We start from the raw sequence: 19,741 nt of genomic DNA, 5'->3' as shown, positions 1-19,741 counted from the left end.
GAAAAATTTTAGTGTGTCACAACGTAACTGCAATAACATAATAACGACAAGTTAAAAACAGGAGACACGCATGACGACTTTTGATCCTCAAGCTACGTACTCCAATTGGATGTCACAGCTAATGAAGCAGGACAAATGGCAGGATTGGATGAAGCCAGCAGAGGCTATCAATCACATCCCAATGTTGGAGTCACTAAAAGAAGTTGGTGCAAAAATTGACCCCGCAACCATGTCTAAACTGCAAAGTGATTATATGCAGGAATTTAGCAAGTTGTGGCAAGATTTTGCTGTCTCCAAAGTACCTGATTTTAACGATAAACGTTTCTCATCCCCCGATTGGCATAATCATGCCATGCATGCTTATAGCGCAGCGTCATATTTGCTAAATGCTCGATTTTTGATGGCAATGGCTGAATCAGTTCAGGCTCCCGAGAAGACGAAGCAGAAAATTCGTTTTGCGGTGCAGCAAATGACCGACGCAATGTCGCCTGCAAATTTTCTTGTTACTAATCCTGAAGCTCAAACAAAAATTATAGAAAGCAAAGGCGAAAGCCTGGCAAAAGGTATTACGCATATGTTGGCTGATATGCAAAAAGGACGCATCTCACAGACCGACGAATCTGCATTTGAAGTTGGTAAAAATGTTGCTACATCCGAAGGTACAGTGGTTTTTGAAAATCGCCTATTTCAACTGATCCAGTACAGTCCATTAACCAAAACTGTACATCAACGCCCATTGTTGATGGTTCCCCCTTGCATTAACAAGTTTTACATTCTTGATCTACAACCAGAGAATTCGGTAGTGCGTTATGCGGTAGAGCAGGGTCATACTGTTTTCCTTGTTTCATGGGCTAATCCGCATGAGTCTTTGGCGACCGTTAGTTGGAATGATTACATAGAGGAGGGTGCAATTCAGGCGATCCATACTGTTCAAGAAATTAGTAAGCAAGACAAAATTAATGCTTTTGGTTTTTGTGTTGGCGGCACAATTATTTCCACAGCGTTAGCTGCTTTGGCTGATCGTGGAGAGCATCCCGTTAGTAGTCTAACGTTACTTACTACGCTATTGGATTTCTCAGACACAGGTATTTTGGATGTGTTTGTCGATGAAATGCAGGTAAGCATGCGTGAACAAACGATTGGTCAAGGCGGTCTGATGCCCGGGCGTGATCTGGCGAGTACTTTTTCCAGTTTGCGCGCGAATGATTTAGTCTGGAATTATGTTCAGACTAATTATTTGAAGGGGGATAGTCCACCTCCGTTTGATTTGTTGTACTGGAATGCAGATAGCACTAATTTGCCTGGACCAATGTTTTGCTGGTACCTGAGAAATACTTATCTGGAAAATAAATTAAAAAAACCAAATGCACTGACGGTTGCTGGAAACAAGATTGATCTCGGTAAAATTGATGCGCCTGTCTTTATTTATGGTTCGCGCGAGGATCATATTGTTCCTTGGCAGGCTGCATACGCTTCCTGCGTTTTGCTTAACCCCAAGAAGAAATCACGTAATCAATTTATTTTGGGGGCGTCTGGTCACATTGCCGGAGTGGTAAATCCTCCAGCGAAAAAGAAGAGAAGTTACTGGACTAATTCTAGCCTCGGATCAGATGCACAAACCTGGTTTGATGGTGCAACAGAACATCCTGGCAGTTGGTGGCCAGAGTGGGCAATTTTTTTGAGTGAGCACGGCGGCAAGATGGTGAAAGCCCCGGTAAAGCCAGGAAATGCCAGTTTTAAACCAATAGAGCCTGCACCTGGGCGATATGTCAAAGTAAGAGCAGATTAAATAAAAAAATTGGAGATTTAGTATGTCAAAACGTATAGCTTATGTAACTGGTGGTATGGGTGGAATTGGAACTCCAATATGCAAGCGCTTATGCCAGGAGGGTTTTATCGTTGTTGCCGGATGTGGCCCAAACTCTCAGCGCAAAGATAAATGGCTAGCTGATATGCGGGCAGAAGGTCATGATATTCATGCCTCCGAAGGCAATGTGTCTGATTGGGAGTCTACTAAAGCAGCTTTTGATAAAGTTAAAGCGGAAATCGGTGAGGTCGATGTTCTGGTCAACAACGCAGGCATTACGCGTGATGGTCAATTCCGTAAGATGAGTAAGGCGGATTGGGATGCTGTAATGGATACCAATCTGAATTCTTTATTCAACGTAACTAAACAAATTATTGATGGTATGGCCGATCGTGGTTGGGGGCGCATCATTAATATTTCTTCTGTTAATGGCCAAAAAGGTCAGTTTGGTCAGACAAATTATTCCACGGCCAAAGCCGGTATTCACGGTTTTACTATGGCATTGGCGCAAGAGGTAGCGACTAAAGGAGTGACGGTTAACACTGTTTCTCCAGGCTACGTAGGTACTGATATGGTACGTGCAATACGTCCCGATGTACTGGAGAAGATCGTTTCTGGCATTCCAGTCAAGCGCTTAGCTGAACCGTCTGAAATTGCTTCTATCGTTGCTTGGATTGCTTCTGACGAAGGTGGCTACGCCACTGGATCAGACTTTTCAATTAACGGTGGTTTACATATGGGCTAGTTGATCCTTATTTTTTGTCGCATTGCGGCGAAATAATGCCTGTCGGAATCATTGATTTCGATAGGCATTGTCATTTAAAACAAAAATAGTTGTACTATCGAAAATAGGTGACAAACAAATTTAATGTTTTTCATTACTTGCAATGAATACATTATTTGTTTGCTTAGATTGGGCATAAGTGCAAACGACGGGCAATACTTAAGTCGTTTGCCGAAAAGCTTAACGATTTGTTAATTGAGACTTCAATGAATAGTGCAAAAAAATCGACGCAGCATTTGATCAAAAAATATCCTAATCGTCGTCTTTATGATACCCAAACAAGTAGCTACATCACTTTGGTTGATGTAAAACAGTTCGTTTTAGAGAATGATGATTTTGCAGTAATAGATGCTAAAACCGGAGAAGATTTAACCCGGAGTATTTTGTTGCAAATCATTCTTGAAGCAGAAGCTGGTGGCACGCCCATGTTTTCCAGTGTTGCTTTGTCCCAGATTATTCGCTACTACGGTCACGCTATGCAAGGCATGATGGGCTCGTATCTTGAGAAAAACATCCAAGCTTTTATCGATATCCAGAACAAACTGACAGAAAACTCTAAGGGAGTTTATGAAGGGAAACCATTTAGTCCCGAGATGTGGGCGCAGTTTATGAGTGTCCAAGGCCCAATGATGCAGGGAATGATGGGTAATTATATTGAACAAAGCAAAAGCTTATTTGTACAAATGCAAGAGCAAATGCAAAATCAAACTAAGAATATATTCGGCACATTTCCTTTCAATCCAGACGGTAAGCCAAAGTAAATCGCTATAAATTTAATAAACTCACCAATTAAATGGTGATAACCAGTCACTTTTGAGGTGGCCATGTGAGTAAGAGGTACAATAGCGGATTGCTTTGTACCTCTTTTTATTATGTCCATAGATACTCTTATCACTTCAGTCAAACCTTCAGCAATTAATCCTAAGGTCGGTTTTGTCTCTCTCGGCTGCCCAAAAGCACTGGTTGATTCCGAACAAATCCTGACACAATTGCGTGCCGAAGGTTACGATACCGCTAAATCTTATGATGGCGCCGATCTAGTGATCGTCAACACCTGCGGTTTTATTGATGCGGCAGTTCAAGAGTCTCTGGATGCAATTGGCGAGGCACTGGCTGAAAATGGTAAAGTTATTGTCACAGGTTGCTTAGGGGCCAAAAAAGACGCCAATGGTAATGACATGATTATGTCTATCCATCCCAAAGTGTTGGCGGTGACGGGGCCACATGCCTTGGGTGAAGTGATGGATGCTGTCCATTTGCATTTGCCTAAACCACACGAACCTTTTATTGATTTGGTACCGGCTCAAGGCGTTAAACTGACACCTAAGCATTACGCTTATCTCAAAATTTCTGAAGGCTGCAATCATCGTTGCAGTTTCTGCATTATTCCATCCATGCGCGGGGATCTGGTATCTCGTCCGATTGCCGACATTATGCTGGAGGCAGAAAATCTGTTCAAAGCTGGAGTAAAAGAATTACTCGTTATTTCACAAGATACCAGTGCTTACGGGGTGGACGTGAAATTCCGCACCGGTTTTTGGAATGGCAAACCAGTCAAAACCCATATGACACAATTAGTCGAGGCATTGGGTGATTTGGCAAAACAATATGATGCCTGGGTACGTTTGCATTATGTTTATCCTTATCCGCATGTTGATCAAATTATTCCCTTCATGAACAACGGGCATGTCTTGCCGTATCTTGATGTGCCGTTACAGCATGCGCATCCAGACGTGCTAAAACGCATGAAGCGCCCAGCTAGCGGCGAAAAAAATATTGAGCGGATTAAAGCATGGCGCGCAATGTGTCCTGAAATTACAATACGTTCAACTTTCATCGCCGGTTTTCCTGGCGAAACTGAAGAAGAGTTTGAATACCTGTTAGATTTCTTAAAAGAAGTTGAGATTGATCGCTTAGGCTGCTTTGCCTATTCGCCCGTAGACGGCGCTACTGCGAATGAACTGGCGAATCCAGTTCCAGAAAATATCCGTGAAGATCGTCGTCGTCGCGTCATGGAATTGCAAGAAGGTATCTCCAAAAAACGTCTGCAAGCGAAAGTTGGCAAAACGATTCGCGTGTTGATTGACTCTCTTGACCGCAGTGGCGGCGTTGGACGTTCCTCTGCAGATGCGCCAGAGATCGATGGCGTAGTCTATGTAAAACCGCCATTCGAGCCACATCGCAAACTTAAAGTAGGTGACTTTGTCGAGGTCAAACTCACGGCAGCTGATGCTCACGATTTGTGGGGCGAAGCGATTTAAGTCTATGCCGGCTCTGAATATTCAATTTAGGATTTTCTCCTTAGTCTTGTTGCTTGCAACGCTGTTTTTATCATTTTCCGCTGCACACGCTCAGCAAGATACTGCTAATACGGTCACCAACGCGGCAGCTACGCGAGTGACCACGCCCATTTTTAAAGAAGCACAAAGGTGGCGTGGTAAGTTGGGAGAAGATGTCGTTGAAATGCGTCTACAGCCCAAGCTAGAAGATATTGACAGTGTCGAGGGCGACTACATCGTCTTTGGTGGAAACAGAAATAAAGGCCATAAAATCTTGTTGGCCGGCGAGGTCAATGGGACTACCTTAAGCATGGAAGAATCTGAAGATGGTATCGACGTTTCTGGTCAATGGGATGGTAAGTTAGAGGGCAAAATTCTGCGTGGCAAATGGCAGTCCGATGACGGTAAGACCATCAAAGATTTTATTCTCGAATTAATGCCGTCAGCAGTAAGTAAGACTGGTAAATCTAAGAGAGCATCTTCGTTGCATTTGAAGGCTGCACAATAATTCCTAGTCAAAGCTGGCTTTCCTGTCTGCTCAGAATATTAAAATTGCATTGCCTGGCACTCAGCCTCAGATAACGGACTTATAAAATTGTCCCTCGCTGTACTTCCAAGTAATCGCGTGATCTGTAACAATAGGTTCAACACCGCGTCAGAGTTTATATTTATCTTTGGGCGCTTCTATCTAAATTTCCGCGAGCGTTCATGATGACAATCCCAGGTACAAACACGACATTAATTCATTCTGATTATGTAGCACCAGATGGATTTGCGGCTTTTCCTACGGCGATTCATCACGCTTCTACGGTGTTATTTAAAGATGTTGCTGCAATGCGTGCTCGCAGTTGGCAAGATAAATCAGCCTATACATATGGTCTGCATGGAACGCCCACAAGTTTTACTTTAGAGGCGCGATTAGCTGAGATAGAGCAGGGCGACCATTGTTTGCTGGCACCTAGTGGCTTGGCTGCAATTACGCTGATCGATCTGGCTTTGTTGCAAAGCGGTGACGATGTTTTGATTCCAGATAATGTCTACAATCCCAATCGTGAATTAGGTGATTGGCTGGCAAGTAGTTTTGGGTTGAGTGTACGTTACTACGACCCGCTCATTGGCGCTGGTATTGCGGCACTAATCAAGTCAAATACCAAATTGATTTGGACCGAAGCGCCGGGTTCTGTATCGATGGAAGTGCCAGATATCCCCGCCATTTGTGCCGCAGCGCATGCGCAAGGTGTGGCGGTGGCGCTAGATAATACCTGGTCTGGTGGATTGGCTTTCCCCGCCTTTGCGCATGGTGTGGATATTGTTATGCAGGCATTAACCAAATATCAAAGTGGTGGTTCTGATGTCTTGATGGGGGCTGTTATTACCAAAGACAAATTATTGAATCAACGTCTTCAATCAGCCCATATGCGTTTGGGTTTTGGCGTCGGTATGGATGATGCCTATCTAATATTGCGTAATTTACCTAGCTTGAAATTACGTTTTGATGCGCATGATGCCAGCGCCCGTAAAGTCGCGACTTGGTTATCAACTCGTCCGGAGATCAATAAGGTTTTGCATCCAGCTTTGCCAGACTGTCCCGGACATCATATTTGGAAGCGCGATTTTAGTGGTGCTGGCGGTTTGTTTTCTGTGTTATTTGATAGCGCTTATACCGAGCAGCAAACGGACCGCTTTGTCGATGCCTTGAAGCTGTTTAAAATTGGCTTTAGCTGGGGCGGTGCGAATAGTTTATGCGTACCTTATCGTATTCAGCAGATGCGGACGACATGGCCACATCAAGGTGTGCTGGTGCGTTTTAATATTGGATTGGAAGACGCCGATGACTTAATTGCTGATATTGCGCAAGCGATGTCTGCTTTATAGCACTCAGCTTTTCTCAATTATTTAAAAGACGTAAATTCTGCTGGAAAGGCGTATCCATGATGAAAAAATCAAAACTGGTCATGCTCGTTGTGTTTGTATTGACCGGCTGTGCTACGCGTTCGTTAGAAGAGCCAGCCCCGCGTGGTCAAACTCCAGACGCAGGCAAAGCCGCGACCCCAAAACCTGTGACCGCTCCCAGCTCTTCGACTGCTTTTACGATCAATGGATACAAACGCGATCTTGCTCAATATATTACAAAGCACAATGCGGATAAATCATATTCAGAGCAGCCACAAGCGTTGTTGCGGTCTGTCATTGTTTTAAAATTTATTTTGGCGTCAGATGGTAAGTTAATCAAAAGCGAAATTATGCGCAGTAATCACGACAAAGTGACAGAGGCGACTGCTTTGAATAGTCTGCGAGTCAGTGCGCCATTCCCCAAGCCTCTGCCACATCTGGTGCGTAATGGACGCTTAGAAATTATTGAAACTTGGTTGTTTAACGATGACGGTCGCTTTCAATTACGGAGTATTGCTTTACCGCAAATCGACGAGTAACGATTGATTTTCAGTATTTATTTTAAATATACTGCTGACTAGTATATTTTAGTTGTCCAATGATTCTTTGGACGATCTGGCATAATTAGTATAAAAAATAGGGAGTATATGAAACTCCTTGGTCCAATCGTAGCTTGTTTGATTTTTGACTACGCAAAAAAAGAGGGCTGGATTTTGATCCAGCCCTCTTTTCATTTCATTCCTTAGTTACCGGCCTAAGTCGGTAACTAAGGTGATGAATGTCAGTTTTTCAACCCTTAAGCCGCTAACAGTTGACGCAATACAAATGGCAAGATGCCGCCATGCTTGTAATAGTCAACTTCAATTGGTGTATCGATACGCAACAAGACTTTGACTTCTTGTTTGTCACCATTGGCACGGTTAATCACCAGTGTCACTTGCTGTTGTGGCTTGATATCATCTTCGATACCTTTCAGGTCGTAGGATTCTGTGCCTGTAATACCCAAAGAATCAACGCTGTCAGTACCCAGGAACTGCAATGGCAATACGCCCATGCCGACCAGGTTAGAGCGGTGGATACGTTCGAATGAACGAGCGATGACAGCTTTAACGCCCAGTAATTGCGTGCCTTTAGCTGCCCAGTCGCGGGATGAGCCCGTGCCGTACTCTTCGCCACCGAAGATCATCGTTGGCGTGCCTTCAGCAACATATTTCATCGCGGCATCGTAGATCGCCATTGGCTCGCCAGTTGGCTGGAACAGCGTTTCGCCACCTTCAACACGAGAGCCGTCTTCTTTCGCTGGAATCATCAAGTTTTTGATACGCACGTTGGCAAAAGTACCGCGCATCATGATTTCGTGGTTGCCGCGACGTGAGCCGTAGGAATTAAAATCTGCTTTCAGTACGCCATTTGCTTTCAACCAAATACCTGCTGGGCTAGATTCTTTGATTGAACCAGCAGGAGAGATATGATCGGTTGTAATTGAATCACCAAACACACCCAATGCACGTGCACCAGTGATGCCAGTAGCAGCAGCTTTTGGCTCCATAGTAAAGTCAGCGAAGAACGGTGGCTCAGCGATGTAAGTGGAGGTTGGCCAGTCGTAGACTTGACCTTCTGCCACACCTTTGATGTTTTCCCACAATTTGCCTGGTGCACCTTTGACGTCAGCGTAGTTCTCTTTGAATGTTTTTGAGTTCATCGCGAACTTCATTAACTTCTGGATTTCTGCGCTGGTTGGCCAGATGTCGCCAAGGAAAATATCTTTACCTTTTACGCGGCCAACTGGTTCAGTCATCAAATCTCTTGTCATATTGCCCGCGATTGCATAGGCAACAACCAAAGGAGGGGAGGCCAAGAAGTTGGAGCGAATATTCGGATGAATCCGGGCTTCAAAGTTGCGATTGCCGGAGAGAATTGCAGATGCCACGATGTCGTTTGCTACGATGGCTTCGTTCATGGCAGGTGTTAAATCACCAGCGTTACCGATACATGTCGTGCAGCCATAAGCGGTTACGCCGAAGCCGAGTTTTTCTAGATATGGCAACAGACCCGCAGCTTCCAGATACTTGGTAACAACACGCGACCCTGGTGCCAGCGATGTTTTAATGTGTGGTGCAACTTTCAAGCCAGCTTCGACAGCTTTCTTAGCTAACAAACCAGCTGCCAATAGTACGCTTGGGTTGGAGGTATTTGTGCAAGACGTAATTGCAGCAATCAGGATATCGCCGTTTTTAACTTTAACGCCGTCTGCATTGGTGTAAACCGCATCCAGATCTTCAGCTTTTTTATTAAAGCCGTTCTCTGAGGTTGGTTTAGCAAACAAATCAGCGAAGGTCGATTTGACGTTACCGATTTCAATCCGATCCTGCGGACGTTTTGGACCAGCCAAAGATGGTGCAACGGTGTCCAGTGCCAACGATACTTCTGTTGTGTAATCAATGTCACCAGCTTTAGGAATGCCGAACATTTTCTGGGCTTTGAAATAGCCTTCAAATGCATCGATCTCAGCTTTAGTACGACCGGTACCTTTAAAATAATCAATCGTTGCTTCATCAACAGGGAAGAAACCCATAGTCGCGCCATATTCTGGTGCCATGTTGGCGATAGTTGCACGGTCTGTCAGAGACAATGTGCGTGTACCTTCGCCAAAGAACTCAACAAACTTGCCTACAACTTTTGCTTTACGCAGCAATTCTGTAATGGTCAATACCAAATCGGTTGCAGTACAACCTTCACGCAACGCGCCTGTCAGGTTTACGCCAACTACGTCTGGCGTCAGGAAATAAACTGGCTGGCCCAGCATGCCCGCTTCAGCTTCAATACCGCCAACACCCCAGCCAACGACGCCGATACCGTTGATCATTGTTGTATGTGAATCTGTACCTACCAGTGTGTCTGGATAGTAGATATCATTTTTCTTTGCATCTTTTACTTTATGTACGCCGCGTGCCAAGTATTCCAGGTTAACTTGATGGACAATGCCGAAACCTGGAGGTACAACGCCGAATGTATCAAAAGCTTGCATACCCCATTTCATGAACTGGTAACGCTCGTTATTGCGTTGAAACTCCAATTTCATGTTCAGATCCAAGGCTTTCTTTTCACGGAAATGATCAATTTGAACAGAGTGGTCGACTACTAAATCAACTGGTACTAAAGGCTCGATATTTTTTGGATTTTTACCTTGTTTCGCAGCGACGTTACGCATTGCTGCCAAGTCAGCCAGTAATGGGACGCCGGTAAAGTCTTGCAAAACTACACGAGACACGACGAAAGGAATTTCGTCAGTACGGTCGCCAGTAGCGCTCCAGTTAGCGAGTTGCTTAACGTGTTCGTCAGTGACTTTTTTGCCGTCACAATTGCGTAGGACAGATTCCAGCACAATACGGATGGAAATTGGTAAGCGCGAAATCTTTACACCCAGATTTTTTTCTAGTGCTGGCAATGAGTAGAATTTGCCTTTTTTAGAATCTGAAATCTTGAAATCTTTCAGGGTTTTGAATGCATCTTTATACGCATTTTGGCTCATGGCTATTCCTTTTTTTTACAAAAATCAATGATCAAAAAAATCTACTTATTAAATCACTTCAGTTAAATACGAAATGTACAAAACGCTTGTTTATTTCGCTTGCGATGCGGTCGAGAGTCGTTCGGTTTCTGCTACAACTTGCTCTGGTGTTTTACATTCATTGGCTAACTGTTGGCCATGACGTGAATCTAACAACATACTTTTAGATGGAATGCCGATAAATACAAATCCAGCTTTTTTATTTTCAAACCGGTTAGCACCGGTTGTCGTATCAATTCTGCTGAGACGATATAAACGTTTTTTCCAACGTATCGCAACGTGTTTATCATCGTCTGCGTTGGTATAAATAGTGAAGAAATTGCCGAGTTCACATTTGTAATCGAAAGTTTTATTTTCGGTGATGTCTGGTTCTAAATCATCTTCATCAGGTACAGCTTTTACTGGAGATAGTTTTTCCGCAATTTTATTTGTTTTGGCAGTTGCTTTTTTGCTGGTACTTGTTGTTTGCGCTTGTGACAAAAGTGGCGAACACAAAATGCTGGACGTGAGCGCCATAAAGCTGACGATGTAGATAATTTTCTTCATTCATATCTCCTGATTACATAAGTTCTTGGAACGTTGTTGAGTTTTATAACGATTACGATAAATCACAATAATATCAGCGCAGAATCTGGTAATGCTAACTGGCAGCGCTGGGCTTTTTTTAACAAAGTCCAATAATATCGGTAGCTGGCTCGATCATGTAGTCGTCCGGCGATCTGTATCGGCCCCCAGTCATTCTGTTGAGCCTCAATCAAAATTGAAATTGCCTCGTTAATTTCTGCAGTTCTTGGTGACAATGCTTTGACGATGGGCTTAATTTGATCAGGATGTATGCTCCACATTCTAGTGTAACCACATTCGATGCCTGCACGATTAGCATCACCTGCAACAATTGCAGTGTCTTTGATTTCAGTGGTTACATTATGTGACGCTACTTTGCCGAAACGATGGCAAGCTGCGGCAATCTCTAGCTTGGCGCGCATGACTAATGGATGCGTAAACTGTCCTGGTGATCGCATTGCACTAGACGGAATAGCACCATAATGCGCTGAAATAAAATCCATAATGCCAAATGACAGGCACTCGACTTGAGGTAAAGCGGCAATTTGATGAGCGTTGGCCAATGCGCCGTGAGTTTCTATTAAGACGTGAATGGGTGCGGGACTTTGTCGAGAACTCGTCGCGTACTGGTTAATTTTCTGTATGGCTTTGATGACTTGCTCTACGCCATCAACTTTTGGCAGTACCCAATAAGCAATTTTTTCTCCGGCAACAGGTGCAATCAGATCAATATCTTGTTCAAAATAAGGGCTGTTGACATCATGTAGGCGTACGCCAATTCGCTGCAGATAATTACTCTCTGATGCAATCAGATTGCCAACAAGTTTTGCATGTGCGACCTCATTGCCTGCTGCTGCGCCATCTTCACAATCAAATGTAATATCAAATACAGCACCCAGCGCATTTTGCAGCGACATGGATTTATGCATGAGTTTTTCAGATCCGGCATAGTGATCACATACCGGCAAAAATGTCGGTTGTTCCTGATCCTGAAATAAAACTTGGGAAGGGTGCATCTTCACGCTATGAGAGAGGAAGTGATTTGGCAAGTTGGACATAGACTACGACCAACTTGCCTCTGATAAAAATCAGCCAACCAGGTGTTTTACGCCATCACGCTCTTCTTGCAATTCTTTAAGCGTAAGGTTGATACGTTCTTGAGAGAATGCATCGATTTCTAAACCTTGAATAATTTTGTATTCGCCGTTTTCTGTTGTGACAGGAAAACCAAACATAGTACCTTCAGGAATCCCATAAGATCCATCGGAGGGAACGCCCATCGTTGTCCACTTGCCGTTAGTGCCAAGTACCCAGTCGCGAACATGATCGATCGCTGCGTTTGCCGCAGATGCGGCAGAAGACAAGCCGCGTGCCTCAATAATGGCTGCACCGCGTTTGCCAACTGTTGGCAAAAATACGTCTTTATTCCATTCTTGATCGTTGATCAAATCTTTAACCGATGCACCATCAGCAGTTGCAAAACGATAATCAGCATACATGGTTGGCGAATGATTGCCCCATACGCAAAGCTTTTCAATTGCGGCAACTGGTTTACCAATTTTTGCGGCTACTTGTGACAACGCACGGTTGTGATCCAAGCGCAACATTGCAGTGAAGTTTTTGGATGGCAAGCTTGGTGCCGATTTCATTGCGATGTACGCATTAGTGTTTGCAGGATTACCAACCACCAAGATTTTCACATTACGCGAAGCAACGGCATCTAATGCTTTACCTTGAACTGTAAAAATTTGTGCATTCGCTTCCAATAAATCTTTGCGTTCCATTCCCGGTCCACGTGGACGCGCACCAACTAACAGGGCAACATCGATATCCTTAAAAGCAGTCATCGGGTCACTATGAGCAGTCATGCCAGCGAGTAATGGGAATGCGCAATCGTCGATTTCCATCATAACGCCTTTAAGTGCTTTTTGCGCTTTTTCGTCAGGAATCTCTAACAATTGCAGAATAACCGGTTGGTCTTTGCCAAGCATGTCGCCATTGGCAATGCGGAATAAAAGGGAATAGCCAATTTGGCCAGCAGCGCCTGTTACAGCTACGCGCATAGGGGATTTTGCCATGATGCATCTCCGAAGTGGTGTGAAAATTATGTCGACTTAACGCTTTATAATCAATCATTTCAAACTCGATTATTAAGCATAAAAAGCACACAATGATACCGTTGAAAGTAGGGCGCGTCAGCCAAATTCACAAGCGACCTCTAATTTCTTAATCTATCAATATTAAGCTTCAATCTTTATATCAATCTACGGTGTTTGTGGATTTCTTCTTTACTTTGAATCTATAAGAACTAATATTGCTTGACGACTTTAATGTTGGTTCGTGTCAACTCGTTCATACGGGAGTTTAGGTTGGCTAGAACGAAGTGTCAATCAATATCTTATGTCTTATATAAGACATATTACTTGTTAATTTGTTGTGGACGGAATGCTACTTTCTGTGGTGAAATTGTGGTCTATGAATTCTACTGTGCCAACCGCCAATAATCAGGGTAATAATCCTAATAGCTCGACTGTAGGTGTTGCTGCGCCTGGTTATGTGACATCTGGCGCATCTCCTACTTTTAGCCCTTTATATCAGCAAATTAAAGCTTTGATTACCCAGAGTTTGCAGTCGGGCGAGTGGAAGCCTGGTGAGTTGATCCCTAGTGAGATGGAATTGGCTAGTCGTTTTAAGGTAAGTCAGGGTACTGTTCGCAAGGCGATTGATGAGCTATCTGCAGAAAATTTGGTTATACGTAGACAGGGGAAGGGTACTTTTGTCGCAACTCATCATGAGGCGCGCTCCCAATTCCGTTTTTTGCGCTTGGTGCCAGATGTTGGCATTCCACATTATCCTGAGAATAGAATTATCGAGGTGAAGCGGCTCCGTGCACCAGCTGATGTTGCGCGTGCACTAGATATCAAGTCAGGTGACTCTGTTGTGTTTATCCGAAGAGTTCAATCTTTTTCTAACGTACCCACCATTTTGGATGAATTGTGGTTGCCAGGGGTGATCTTTAAGGGATTGACTGCTGAGCGCCTTAATGAATACAAAGGCCCGATGTACGGTTTGTTTGAAACTGAGTTTGGTACGCACATGATCCGAGCGTCCGAAGAAATTCGAGCGGTTTGTGCTGATGAGGTTTCCGCTAATTTGCTTCAGTTAGATGTTGGTGCACCTTTGTTAAAGGTGGAGCGAATTTCGTTTACCTATGGCGATAAGCCTGTCGAGTTACGACGTGGGCTTTATCTGACCGACCAACATCATTATCGTAATGAACTGAGTTAATGCGGGTCATATAGGACGATTATTGGCATTACGTGTCAAAATACGTATTCAGATTTCGCAGTAAGATATGACTATTTTGTAGCAAAATGTCTTTTTGGTTGGTGCAATGCACCAAAATAGGCGAAAATTATAAAGTTCATGTACAGACTAGTTAATGGGGAGATTATTTATGTCTGAAGTAGTAAAAGCTAAACCTCGCTACGGGGTGATGCGGCTGATTGATGCCACAGGATATCGGCTGCCACTAGCTGGATTCGTTTCTATTCTGCACCGCGCAAGCGGAATGCTGATGTTTTTGCTCTTACCATTCATTTTGTATTTATTGGATAAAAGCATTACTTCAGAACTGTCATTTGCAGTGCTCAAAAATTTCACTTCGGGTATTTTTGTTAAATTGACTATTTTGGCGCTGTCATGGGCTTATTTGCACCATTTTTGTGCTGGTATTCGTCATTTGTTCATGGATTTTCATGTTGGCTTGAATAAAGACTCTGCACGTCAATCTGCCGTTGGTGTATTCGCTGTGAGCCTGTCTTTGGCTGCTTTGATTGCTCTTAAATTATTTGGAGTATTTTAAATGGCAAATAACAATATTGGGCCTAATCGGTTTGTCACTGGTGCGCATTATGGTTTGCGCGATTGGTTGGCGCAACGTGTCACAGCTATCGTTATGGCGCTGTATACCGTGTTGCTACTTGGATTGTTTTTAACGGCAAACGACTTCAGTTATGCTGGCTGGGCAGGTATTTTTGCGCAACAGTGGTTTAAGTTGGCGACCTTTGCTGTCTTTATGTGTTTGTTTTATCACGCTTGGGTAGGTATGCGTGATATCTGGATGGATTATGTGACGCACAGCGTTGCATTGCGTCTGGTGTTTCAAGTCGCCACTATTTTGTGGCTGATCGCTTGTGTCGGATATGCGGCACAGATTTTGTGGAGAGTGTAACCGTGGCAGCAATCAAACCCGCAATTCCATCCCGCCGCTTTGATGCGGTGATCGTTGGCGCAGGTGGCTCGGGCATGCGTGCTTCCTTGCAATTGGCAGAAGCTGGCCTGAACGTCGCTGTATTGTCTAAAGTATTTCCTACGCGTTCGCACACAGTTGCGGCACAAGGTGGTATCGGCGCGTCACTAGGTAATATGTCCGAGGATAATTGGTACTGGCATATGTTTGATACCGTAAAAGGATCAGATTATTTGGGCGACCAAGATGCAATTGAATTTATGTGTCGTGAAGCACCTAAAGTAGTTTATGAGTTAGAACATTTCGGTATGCCATTTGACCGTAACGCTGATGGCACTATTTACCAGCGCCCGTTTGGCGGACACACTGCAAATTTCGGTGAAAAACCAGTACAGCGAGCATGTGCGGCTGCAGATCGTACTGGTCATGCGTTATTGCACACTTTGTATCAGCGTAACGTTCGTGCTCGTACTCATTTCTTCGTCGAGTGGATGGCAATTGATTTAATTCGTGATGCTGATGGAGATGTCTTGGGCGTAGTTGCCTTGGAAATGGAAACTGGCGAAGTGATGATGCTTGAAGCCAAGCAAACCATCTTTGCAACCGGAGGTGCAGGTCGTATCTGGGCTGCCTCAACAAATGCATTTATCAATACTGGTGACGGTATGGGTATGGCTGCACGCGCTGGTTTGCCTCTGGAAGATATGGAGTTCTGGCAATTCCATCCAACGGGTGTTGCTGGAGCTGGCGTTTTGATCACAGAGGGCGTGCGTGGTGAAGGCGGTATTCTGGTCAATAGCCAGGGCGAGCGTTTCATGGAGCGTTATGCACCGACACTAAAAGATCTTGCTCCTCGCGATTTCGTTTCCCGTTCTATGGATCAGGAAATAAAAGAAGGTCGCGGTTGCGGTCCAAATAAAGATCATGTCATGCTGGATTTACGTCATATCGGAGCAGATACCATTCAGAAACGATTGCCATCGATTCTGGAGATCGCACATAAGTTTGCTAACGTAGATGCGACCAAAGAACCGATCCCGGTAGTGCCAACTATTCATTATCAAATGGGTGGTATTCCAACTAATATTTACGGTCAGGTTGTCGCCCCTAAAAACGGTAACCCTAATGAAATAGTGAATGGTTTATATGCGATTGGTGAGTGTGCATGCGTTTCAGTGCATGGCGCTAATCGTTTAGGTACCAATTCGCTGTTGGACTTACTAGTATTTGGTCGCGCAGCAGGTAATCATATCGTTGCCAGCAATTTGAAGGCTCGCAGCAATAAGGATCTGCCAGCGGATGCAGCAGATCTTGCATTATCTCGTTTGGCCAAACTGGAAACTAGCACGGGTACCGAGCGTGTACAGTACGTCGCGAATGCGATTCGTAAAACGATGCAATATCACTGCGGTGTATTCCGCACTGACGAGTTGCTGCAAGAGGGCGTCAAAGAGATCATGGAGTTAGATGAACGTCGTAAGCATGTCTCGTTCAAAGACAAATCTAAGGTATTTAACACAGCACGTGTTGAAGCCTTAGAATTGGATAATTTGATTGAAACCGCAAAAGCGACCATCACATCTGCTGCTGCGCGCAAAGAGTCGCGTGGTGCTCATGCGCATCGTGATTATGAGAAGCGCGACGATGAAAATTGGATGAAACACACGCTATGGTATTCGGAGGCTAATCGTCTGGATTACAAACCAGTTGTTACCAAGCCGCTGACTGTAGAGACCTTCAAGCCTAAAGCACGTACTTTCTAAGAATTGCGAAGAGAACAAAATGGCACGTACACTCAAATTTAAAATTTATCGCTACGATCCTGACAAGGATGCAAAGCCTTACATGCAAGATCTTACAGTTGAGCTGCAAGACACAGACAAAATGTTGCTAGATGCATTGCAACGCATCAAAGCTGACGTTGATGATTCTCTTGCCTTGCGTCGTTCATGCCGTGAAGGTGTGTGTGGTTCGGATGCAATGAACATCAATGGTAAAAATGGTTTGGCTTGTACCACTAATCTGAACGAATTGACTGAGCCTATTGTTTTGCGTCCTTTACCTGGTTTGCCAGTCATTCGTGATCTGATCGTGGACATGACGCAGTTCTTCAAGCAATACAACTCCATCAAACCATATTTGATGAACGAGTCGATTCCGCCTGAAAAAGAGCGCCTGCAAACGCCTGCAGAACGTGAAGAATTAGATGGCTTGTATGAATGCATCTTGTGTGCTTGCTGCTCCACATCTTGCCCTTCGTTTTGGTGGAATCCAGACAAATTCGTTGGCCCTGCCGGTTTATTGCAAGCTTATCGTTTCATTGCAGATTCACGCGATGAGGCGACCAATGAGCGCTTGGATAACTTAGAAGATCCGTATCGTTTGTTCCGATGCCACACGATCATGAATTGCGTTGATGTTTGCCCTAAGGGTCTTAATCCGACCAGGGCTATTGGCAAGATTAAAGAGTTAATGGTTAGGCGAGCTGTCTAGTCGTTGCAGAATTTAATCGAGTAAAACAATCGAGAGCTACAAGTTCGTTATTCCTCGAATGTTGAATTTGGAGCTCTTATTTTATGTAATTTTTGTTTTGCTTCGAATGGCAGTCTCAAGAATTGCATGAAATATGAATTCAGTATTGAAAGCAATTATGTCTGAAATTAAAATCGTATCCCATCAAAGTGACCCCGTAAAACGAGCTCGCCTAAGGTGGCGCTCCAGACGCGGTCTTTTGGAAAATGATCTCATACTCACTCGCTTTTTAGATTTACATGAGACATCTCTTACAGATGATGAAGTGGATGCTTTTGGTCGATTGATGGAATTGCCTGATAATACTTTGATGGACCTTATTTTGGCTAAAAAGCAACCAGAAGCTGAAGTTGATTTGCCGCACGTGCACGCACTTTTGGCTCGCTTGCAGATTGCCTGATGTTGATAGAGATTTATTGATAAAAATTTTCTCTCGTTTTTTTGATTAACGACTCAACTCTATGTTGAAGGAAGAGCCATGACGAATTCTGAAACAAAAGCCACACTATCTTTCTCTGATGGTTCTGCATCATTAGAAATGCCAATTTACAAAGGTACAGTTGGTCCTGACGTAATCGATATACGTAAATTGTATGGCGCAACAGGGATGTTTACTTATGATCCAGGCTTCATGTCAACGGCAGCATGTAACTCGTCAATTACTTACATTGATGGCGACAAAGGCGAACTGCTGTATCGCGGCTACCCCATTGAACAACTAGCAGTTAATGGCGGTGATTTTTTAGAAACTTGTTTCCTGCTATTGAACGGTGAGTTGCCAACAGTTGAGCAAAAGGCTGAATTTGTTGCTACTGTAACGAATCACACTATGGTGCACGAGCAGATGCAATTTTTCTTCCGTGGCTTCCGTCGTGATGCACATCCGATGTCTGTTCTGGTTGGTACAGTAGGCGCTTTAGCGTCGTTCTACCATGATTCCCTCGATATTAATAATCCACGTCACCGCGAAGTATCTGCAATTCGCTTGATCGCAAAAATGCCAACTCTGGTTGCTATGGCCTATAAGTATTCCATTGGGCAGCCTTTTGTTTATCCTCGTAATGACTTGTCATATAGCGCTAACTTCATGCACATGATGTTTTCTACGCCATGTGAGCCATATAAGGTAAATGAAGTTTTGGTTCGCGCTTTGGATCGTATTTTGATACTGCATGCTGATCACGAGCAAAATGCATCTACTTCTACAGTTCGTCTGGCGGGTTCGTCTGGGGCAAACCCATTTGCGTGTATCGCTGCTGGTATCGCTTGTTTGTGGGGGCCTGCACACGGTGGTGCTAATGAAGCTGCTTTGAGCATGTTGGAAGAAATAGGAAGCGTTGATAATATCTCTGAATTTATTGCCCAAGTAAAAGATAAAAACTCTGGCGTAAAATTGATGGGCTTCGGTCATCGTGTTTATAAAAACTATGATCCACGTGCTAAATTAATGCGTGAAACTTGCTATGAAGTTCTGCAAGAACTCGGTTTGCAAGATGATCCATTGTTTAAACTTGCGATGGCGTTAGAAAAAATTGCGTTGGAAGATGAATACTTCGTCTCTCGTAAATTGTATCCAAATGTCGATTTCTATTCCGGCATCGTACAACGTGCACTCGGTATTCCGACTTCCTTATTTACGGGTATTTTTGCCTTGGCTCGTACAGTTGGCTGGATCGCGCAGTGGAAAGAAATGATTTCTGATCCAGAGCAAAAAATTGGTCGACCACGCCAATTATTTGTCGGATCTCAGACGCGTACCGTGTTGCCTATTGATCAGCGTGGATAGTTGGTATCGAAAAAAGCGAGTCAGCTAGACTCGCTTTTTTTTACATTAAATATGCTATGCTTCAATTAGTAAGTAGATTTTTAGATGTAAATTCATTTTTAATTCAAAAAAGTTATTTTTTTAAATATACGAATGACAGTTTTGATTTAAAAGTGGAGTAGTTAGAAACCAGCCCTTCCCCACAACTTGATGTGCAATCCGCTAACCGGTCAGGCCGTGTCGCGGAAGGTTAGATTAACCCGCTAATCTCGCGAAACGCGAAGAAAGGTGAGC

Annotated in this window: 18 protein-coding genes; 14 read left to right on the top strand and 4 right to left on the bottom strand. The window is 44.0% G+C overall.

Features of this window, described 5'->3' with window-relative positions:
* Positions 1-70: 70 nt before the first annotated feature.
* The 7 genes from phaC (at position 71) to RGU72_RS06790 (ending at position 7,302) form a co-directional block, all read left to right on the top strand.
* Complete coding sequence (gene phaC, locus RGU72_RS06820) at positions 71-1,789, top strand: class I poly(R)-hydroxyalkanoic acid synthase (RefSeq protein ID WP_322119012.1); 1,719 nt, start codon at positions 71-73, stop codon at positions 1,787-1,789.
* A gap of 22 nt (positions 1,790-1,811) precedes the next feature.
* A complete protein-coding gene (locus RGU72_RS06815) occupies positions 1,812-2,552 on the top strand; it encodes a 3-ketoacyl-ACP reductase (RefSeq protein ID WP_322119011.1) in 741 nt (246 codons plus the stop codon).
* Between the two features lie 245 nt (positions 2,553-2,797).
* Positions 2,798-3,352, top strand: a complete 555-nt coding sequence (gene phaR / locus RGU72_RS06810) for a polyhydroxyalkanoate synthesis repressor PhaR (protein ID WP_322119010.1) — start codon at positions 2,798-2,800, stop codon at positions 3,350-3,352.
* 111 nt (positions 3,353-3,463) lie between these two features.
* Positions 3,464-4,852 carry a 30S ribosomal protein S12 methylthiotransferase RimO gene (gene rimO, locus RGU72_RS06805; protein WP_322119009.1) on the top strand — a complete coding sequence of 463 codons (1,389 nt, stop codon included), beginning with the start codon at positions 3,464-3,466 and terminating at the stop codon, positions 4,850-4,852.
* Positions 4,853-4,856: 4 nt separating this feature from the next.
* A complete protein-coding gene (locus RGU72_RS06800) occupies positions 4,857-5,378 on the top strand; it encodes a hypothetical protein (protein WP_322119008.1) in 522 nt (173 codons plus the stop codon).
* Between the two features lie 200 nt (positions 5,379-5,578).
* Entirely contained in the window at positions 5,579-6,745 is a 1,167-nt protein-coding gene (locus tag RGU72_RS06795; protein ID WP_322119007.1) for a cystathionine beta-lyase, read from the top strand.
* A gap of 56 nt (positions 6,746-6,801) precedes the next feature.
* Positions 6,802-7,302, top strand: a complete 501-nt coding sequence (locus RGU72_RS06790; protein ID WP_322119006.1) for a hypothetical protein — start codon at positions 6,802-6,804, stop codon at positions 7,300-7,302.
* Between the two features lie 257 nt (positions 7,303-7,559).
* On the opposite strand, the gene acnA is transcribed toward RGU72_RS06790, so the two are convergent.
* The 4 genes from acnA to RGU72_RS06770 all read right to left on the bottom strand — a co-directional run bounded on the left by acnA (position 7,560) and on the right by RGU72_RS06770 (position 12,976).
* The gene (acnA, locus tag RGU72_RS06785; RefSeq protein ID WP_322119005.1) at positions 7,560-10,295 is read right to left on the bottom strand and encodes an aconitate hydratase AcnA; all 2,736 of its coding nucleotides are present in this window, start codon (positions 10,293-10,295) and stop codon (positions 7,560-7,562) included.
* 90 nt (positions 10,296-10,385) lie between these two features.
* Complete coding sequence (locus RGU72_RS06780; RefSeq protein ID WP_322119004.1) at positions 10,386-10,880, bottom strand: hypothetical protein; 495 nt, start codon at positions 10,878-10,880, stop codon at positions 10,386-10,388.
* 62 nt (positions 10,881-10,942) lie between these two features.
* Entirely contained in the window at positions 10,943-11,914 is a 972-nt protein-coding gene (locus RGU72_RS06775; RefSeq protein ID WP_322119003.1) for an HpcH/HpaI aldolase/citrate lyase family protein, read from the bottom strand.
* A gap of 72 nt (positions 11,915-11,986) precedes the next feature.
* On the bottom strand, positions 11,987-12,976 hold the full coding sequence (locus RGU72_RS06770) for a malate dehydrogenase (protein WP_322119002.1): 990 nt from the start codon (positions 12,974-12,976) through the stop codon (positions 11,987-11,989).
* A 397-nt stretch (positions 12,977-13,373) separates the two neighbouring features.
* Between RGU72_RS06770 and RGU72_RS06765 the strand changes: the two genes are divergently transcribed.
* From RGU72_RS06765 to gltA, 7 genes are all read left to right on the top strand, one after another.
* Complete coding sequence (locus RGU72_RS06765) at positions 13,374-14,186, top strand: GntR family transcriptional regulator (protein ID WP_322119001.1); 813 nt, start codon at positions 13,374-13,376, stop codon at positions 14,184-14,186.
* Between the two features lie 169 nt (positions 14,187-14,355).
* The gene (gene sdhC / locus RGU72_RS06760) at positions 14,356-14,763 is read left to right on the top strand and encodes a succinate dehydrogenase, cytochrome b556 subunit (RefSeq protein WP_322119000.1); all 408 of its coding nucleotides are present in this window, start codon (positions 14,356-14,358) and stop codon (positions 14,761-14,763) included.
* Positions 14,764-15,132, top strand: coding sequence for a succinate dehydrogenase, hydrophobic membrane anchor protein (gene sdhD, locus RGU72_RS06755; protein WP_322118999.1), 369 nt, complete (start codon positions 14,764-14,766; stop codon positions 15,130-15,132).
* Positions 15,133-15,134: 2 nt separating this feature from the next.
* A complete protein-coding gene (sdhA, locus tag RGU72_RS06750) occupies positions 15,135-16,913 on the top strand; it encodes a succinate dehydrogenase flavoprotein subunit (RefSeq protein WP_322118998.1) in 1,779 nt (592 codons plus the stop codon).
* Between the two features lie 19 nt (positions 16,914-16,932).
* Positions 16,933-17,643, top strand: coding sequence for a succinate dehydrogenase iron-sulfur subunit (locus RGU72_RS06745; RefSeq protein WP_322118997.1), 711 nt, complete (start codon positions 16,933-16,935; stop codon positions 17,641-17,643).
* A 133-nt stretch (positions 17,644-17,776) separates the two neighbouring features.
* The gene (locus tag RGU72_RS06740) at positions 17,777-18,082 is read left to right on the top strand and encodes a succinate dehydrogenase assembly factor 2 (RefSeq protein ID WP_416200105.1); all 306 of its coding nucleotides are present in this window, start codon (positions 17,777-17,779) and stop codon (positions 18,080-18,082) included.
* 78 nt (positions 18,083-18,160) lie between these two features.
* Positions 18,161-19,468: a citrate synthase gene (gene gltA, locus RGU72_RS06735; protein WP_322118996.1), complete on the top strand. Its 1,308-nt coding sequence runs from the start codon at positions 18,161-18,163 to the stop codon at positions 19,466-19,468.
* Positions 19,469-19,741: the final 273 nt, after the last annotated feature.

Origin of the sequence: Undibacterium sp. 5I1 (assembly GCF_034314085.1) — a bacterium.
GTDB lineage: Bacteria > Pseudomonadota > Gammaproteobacteria > Burkholderiales > Burkholderiaceae_D > Undibacterium.
The sequence above is the reverse complement of the archived record's forward strand: the minus strand, read 5'-3'. Positions and strand labels throughout refer to the sequence as shown.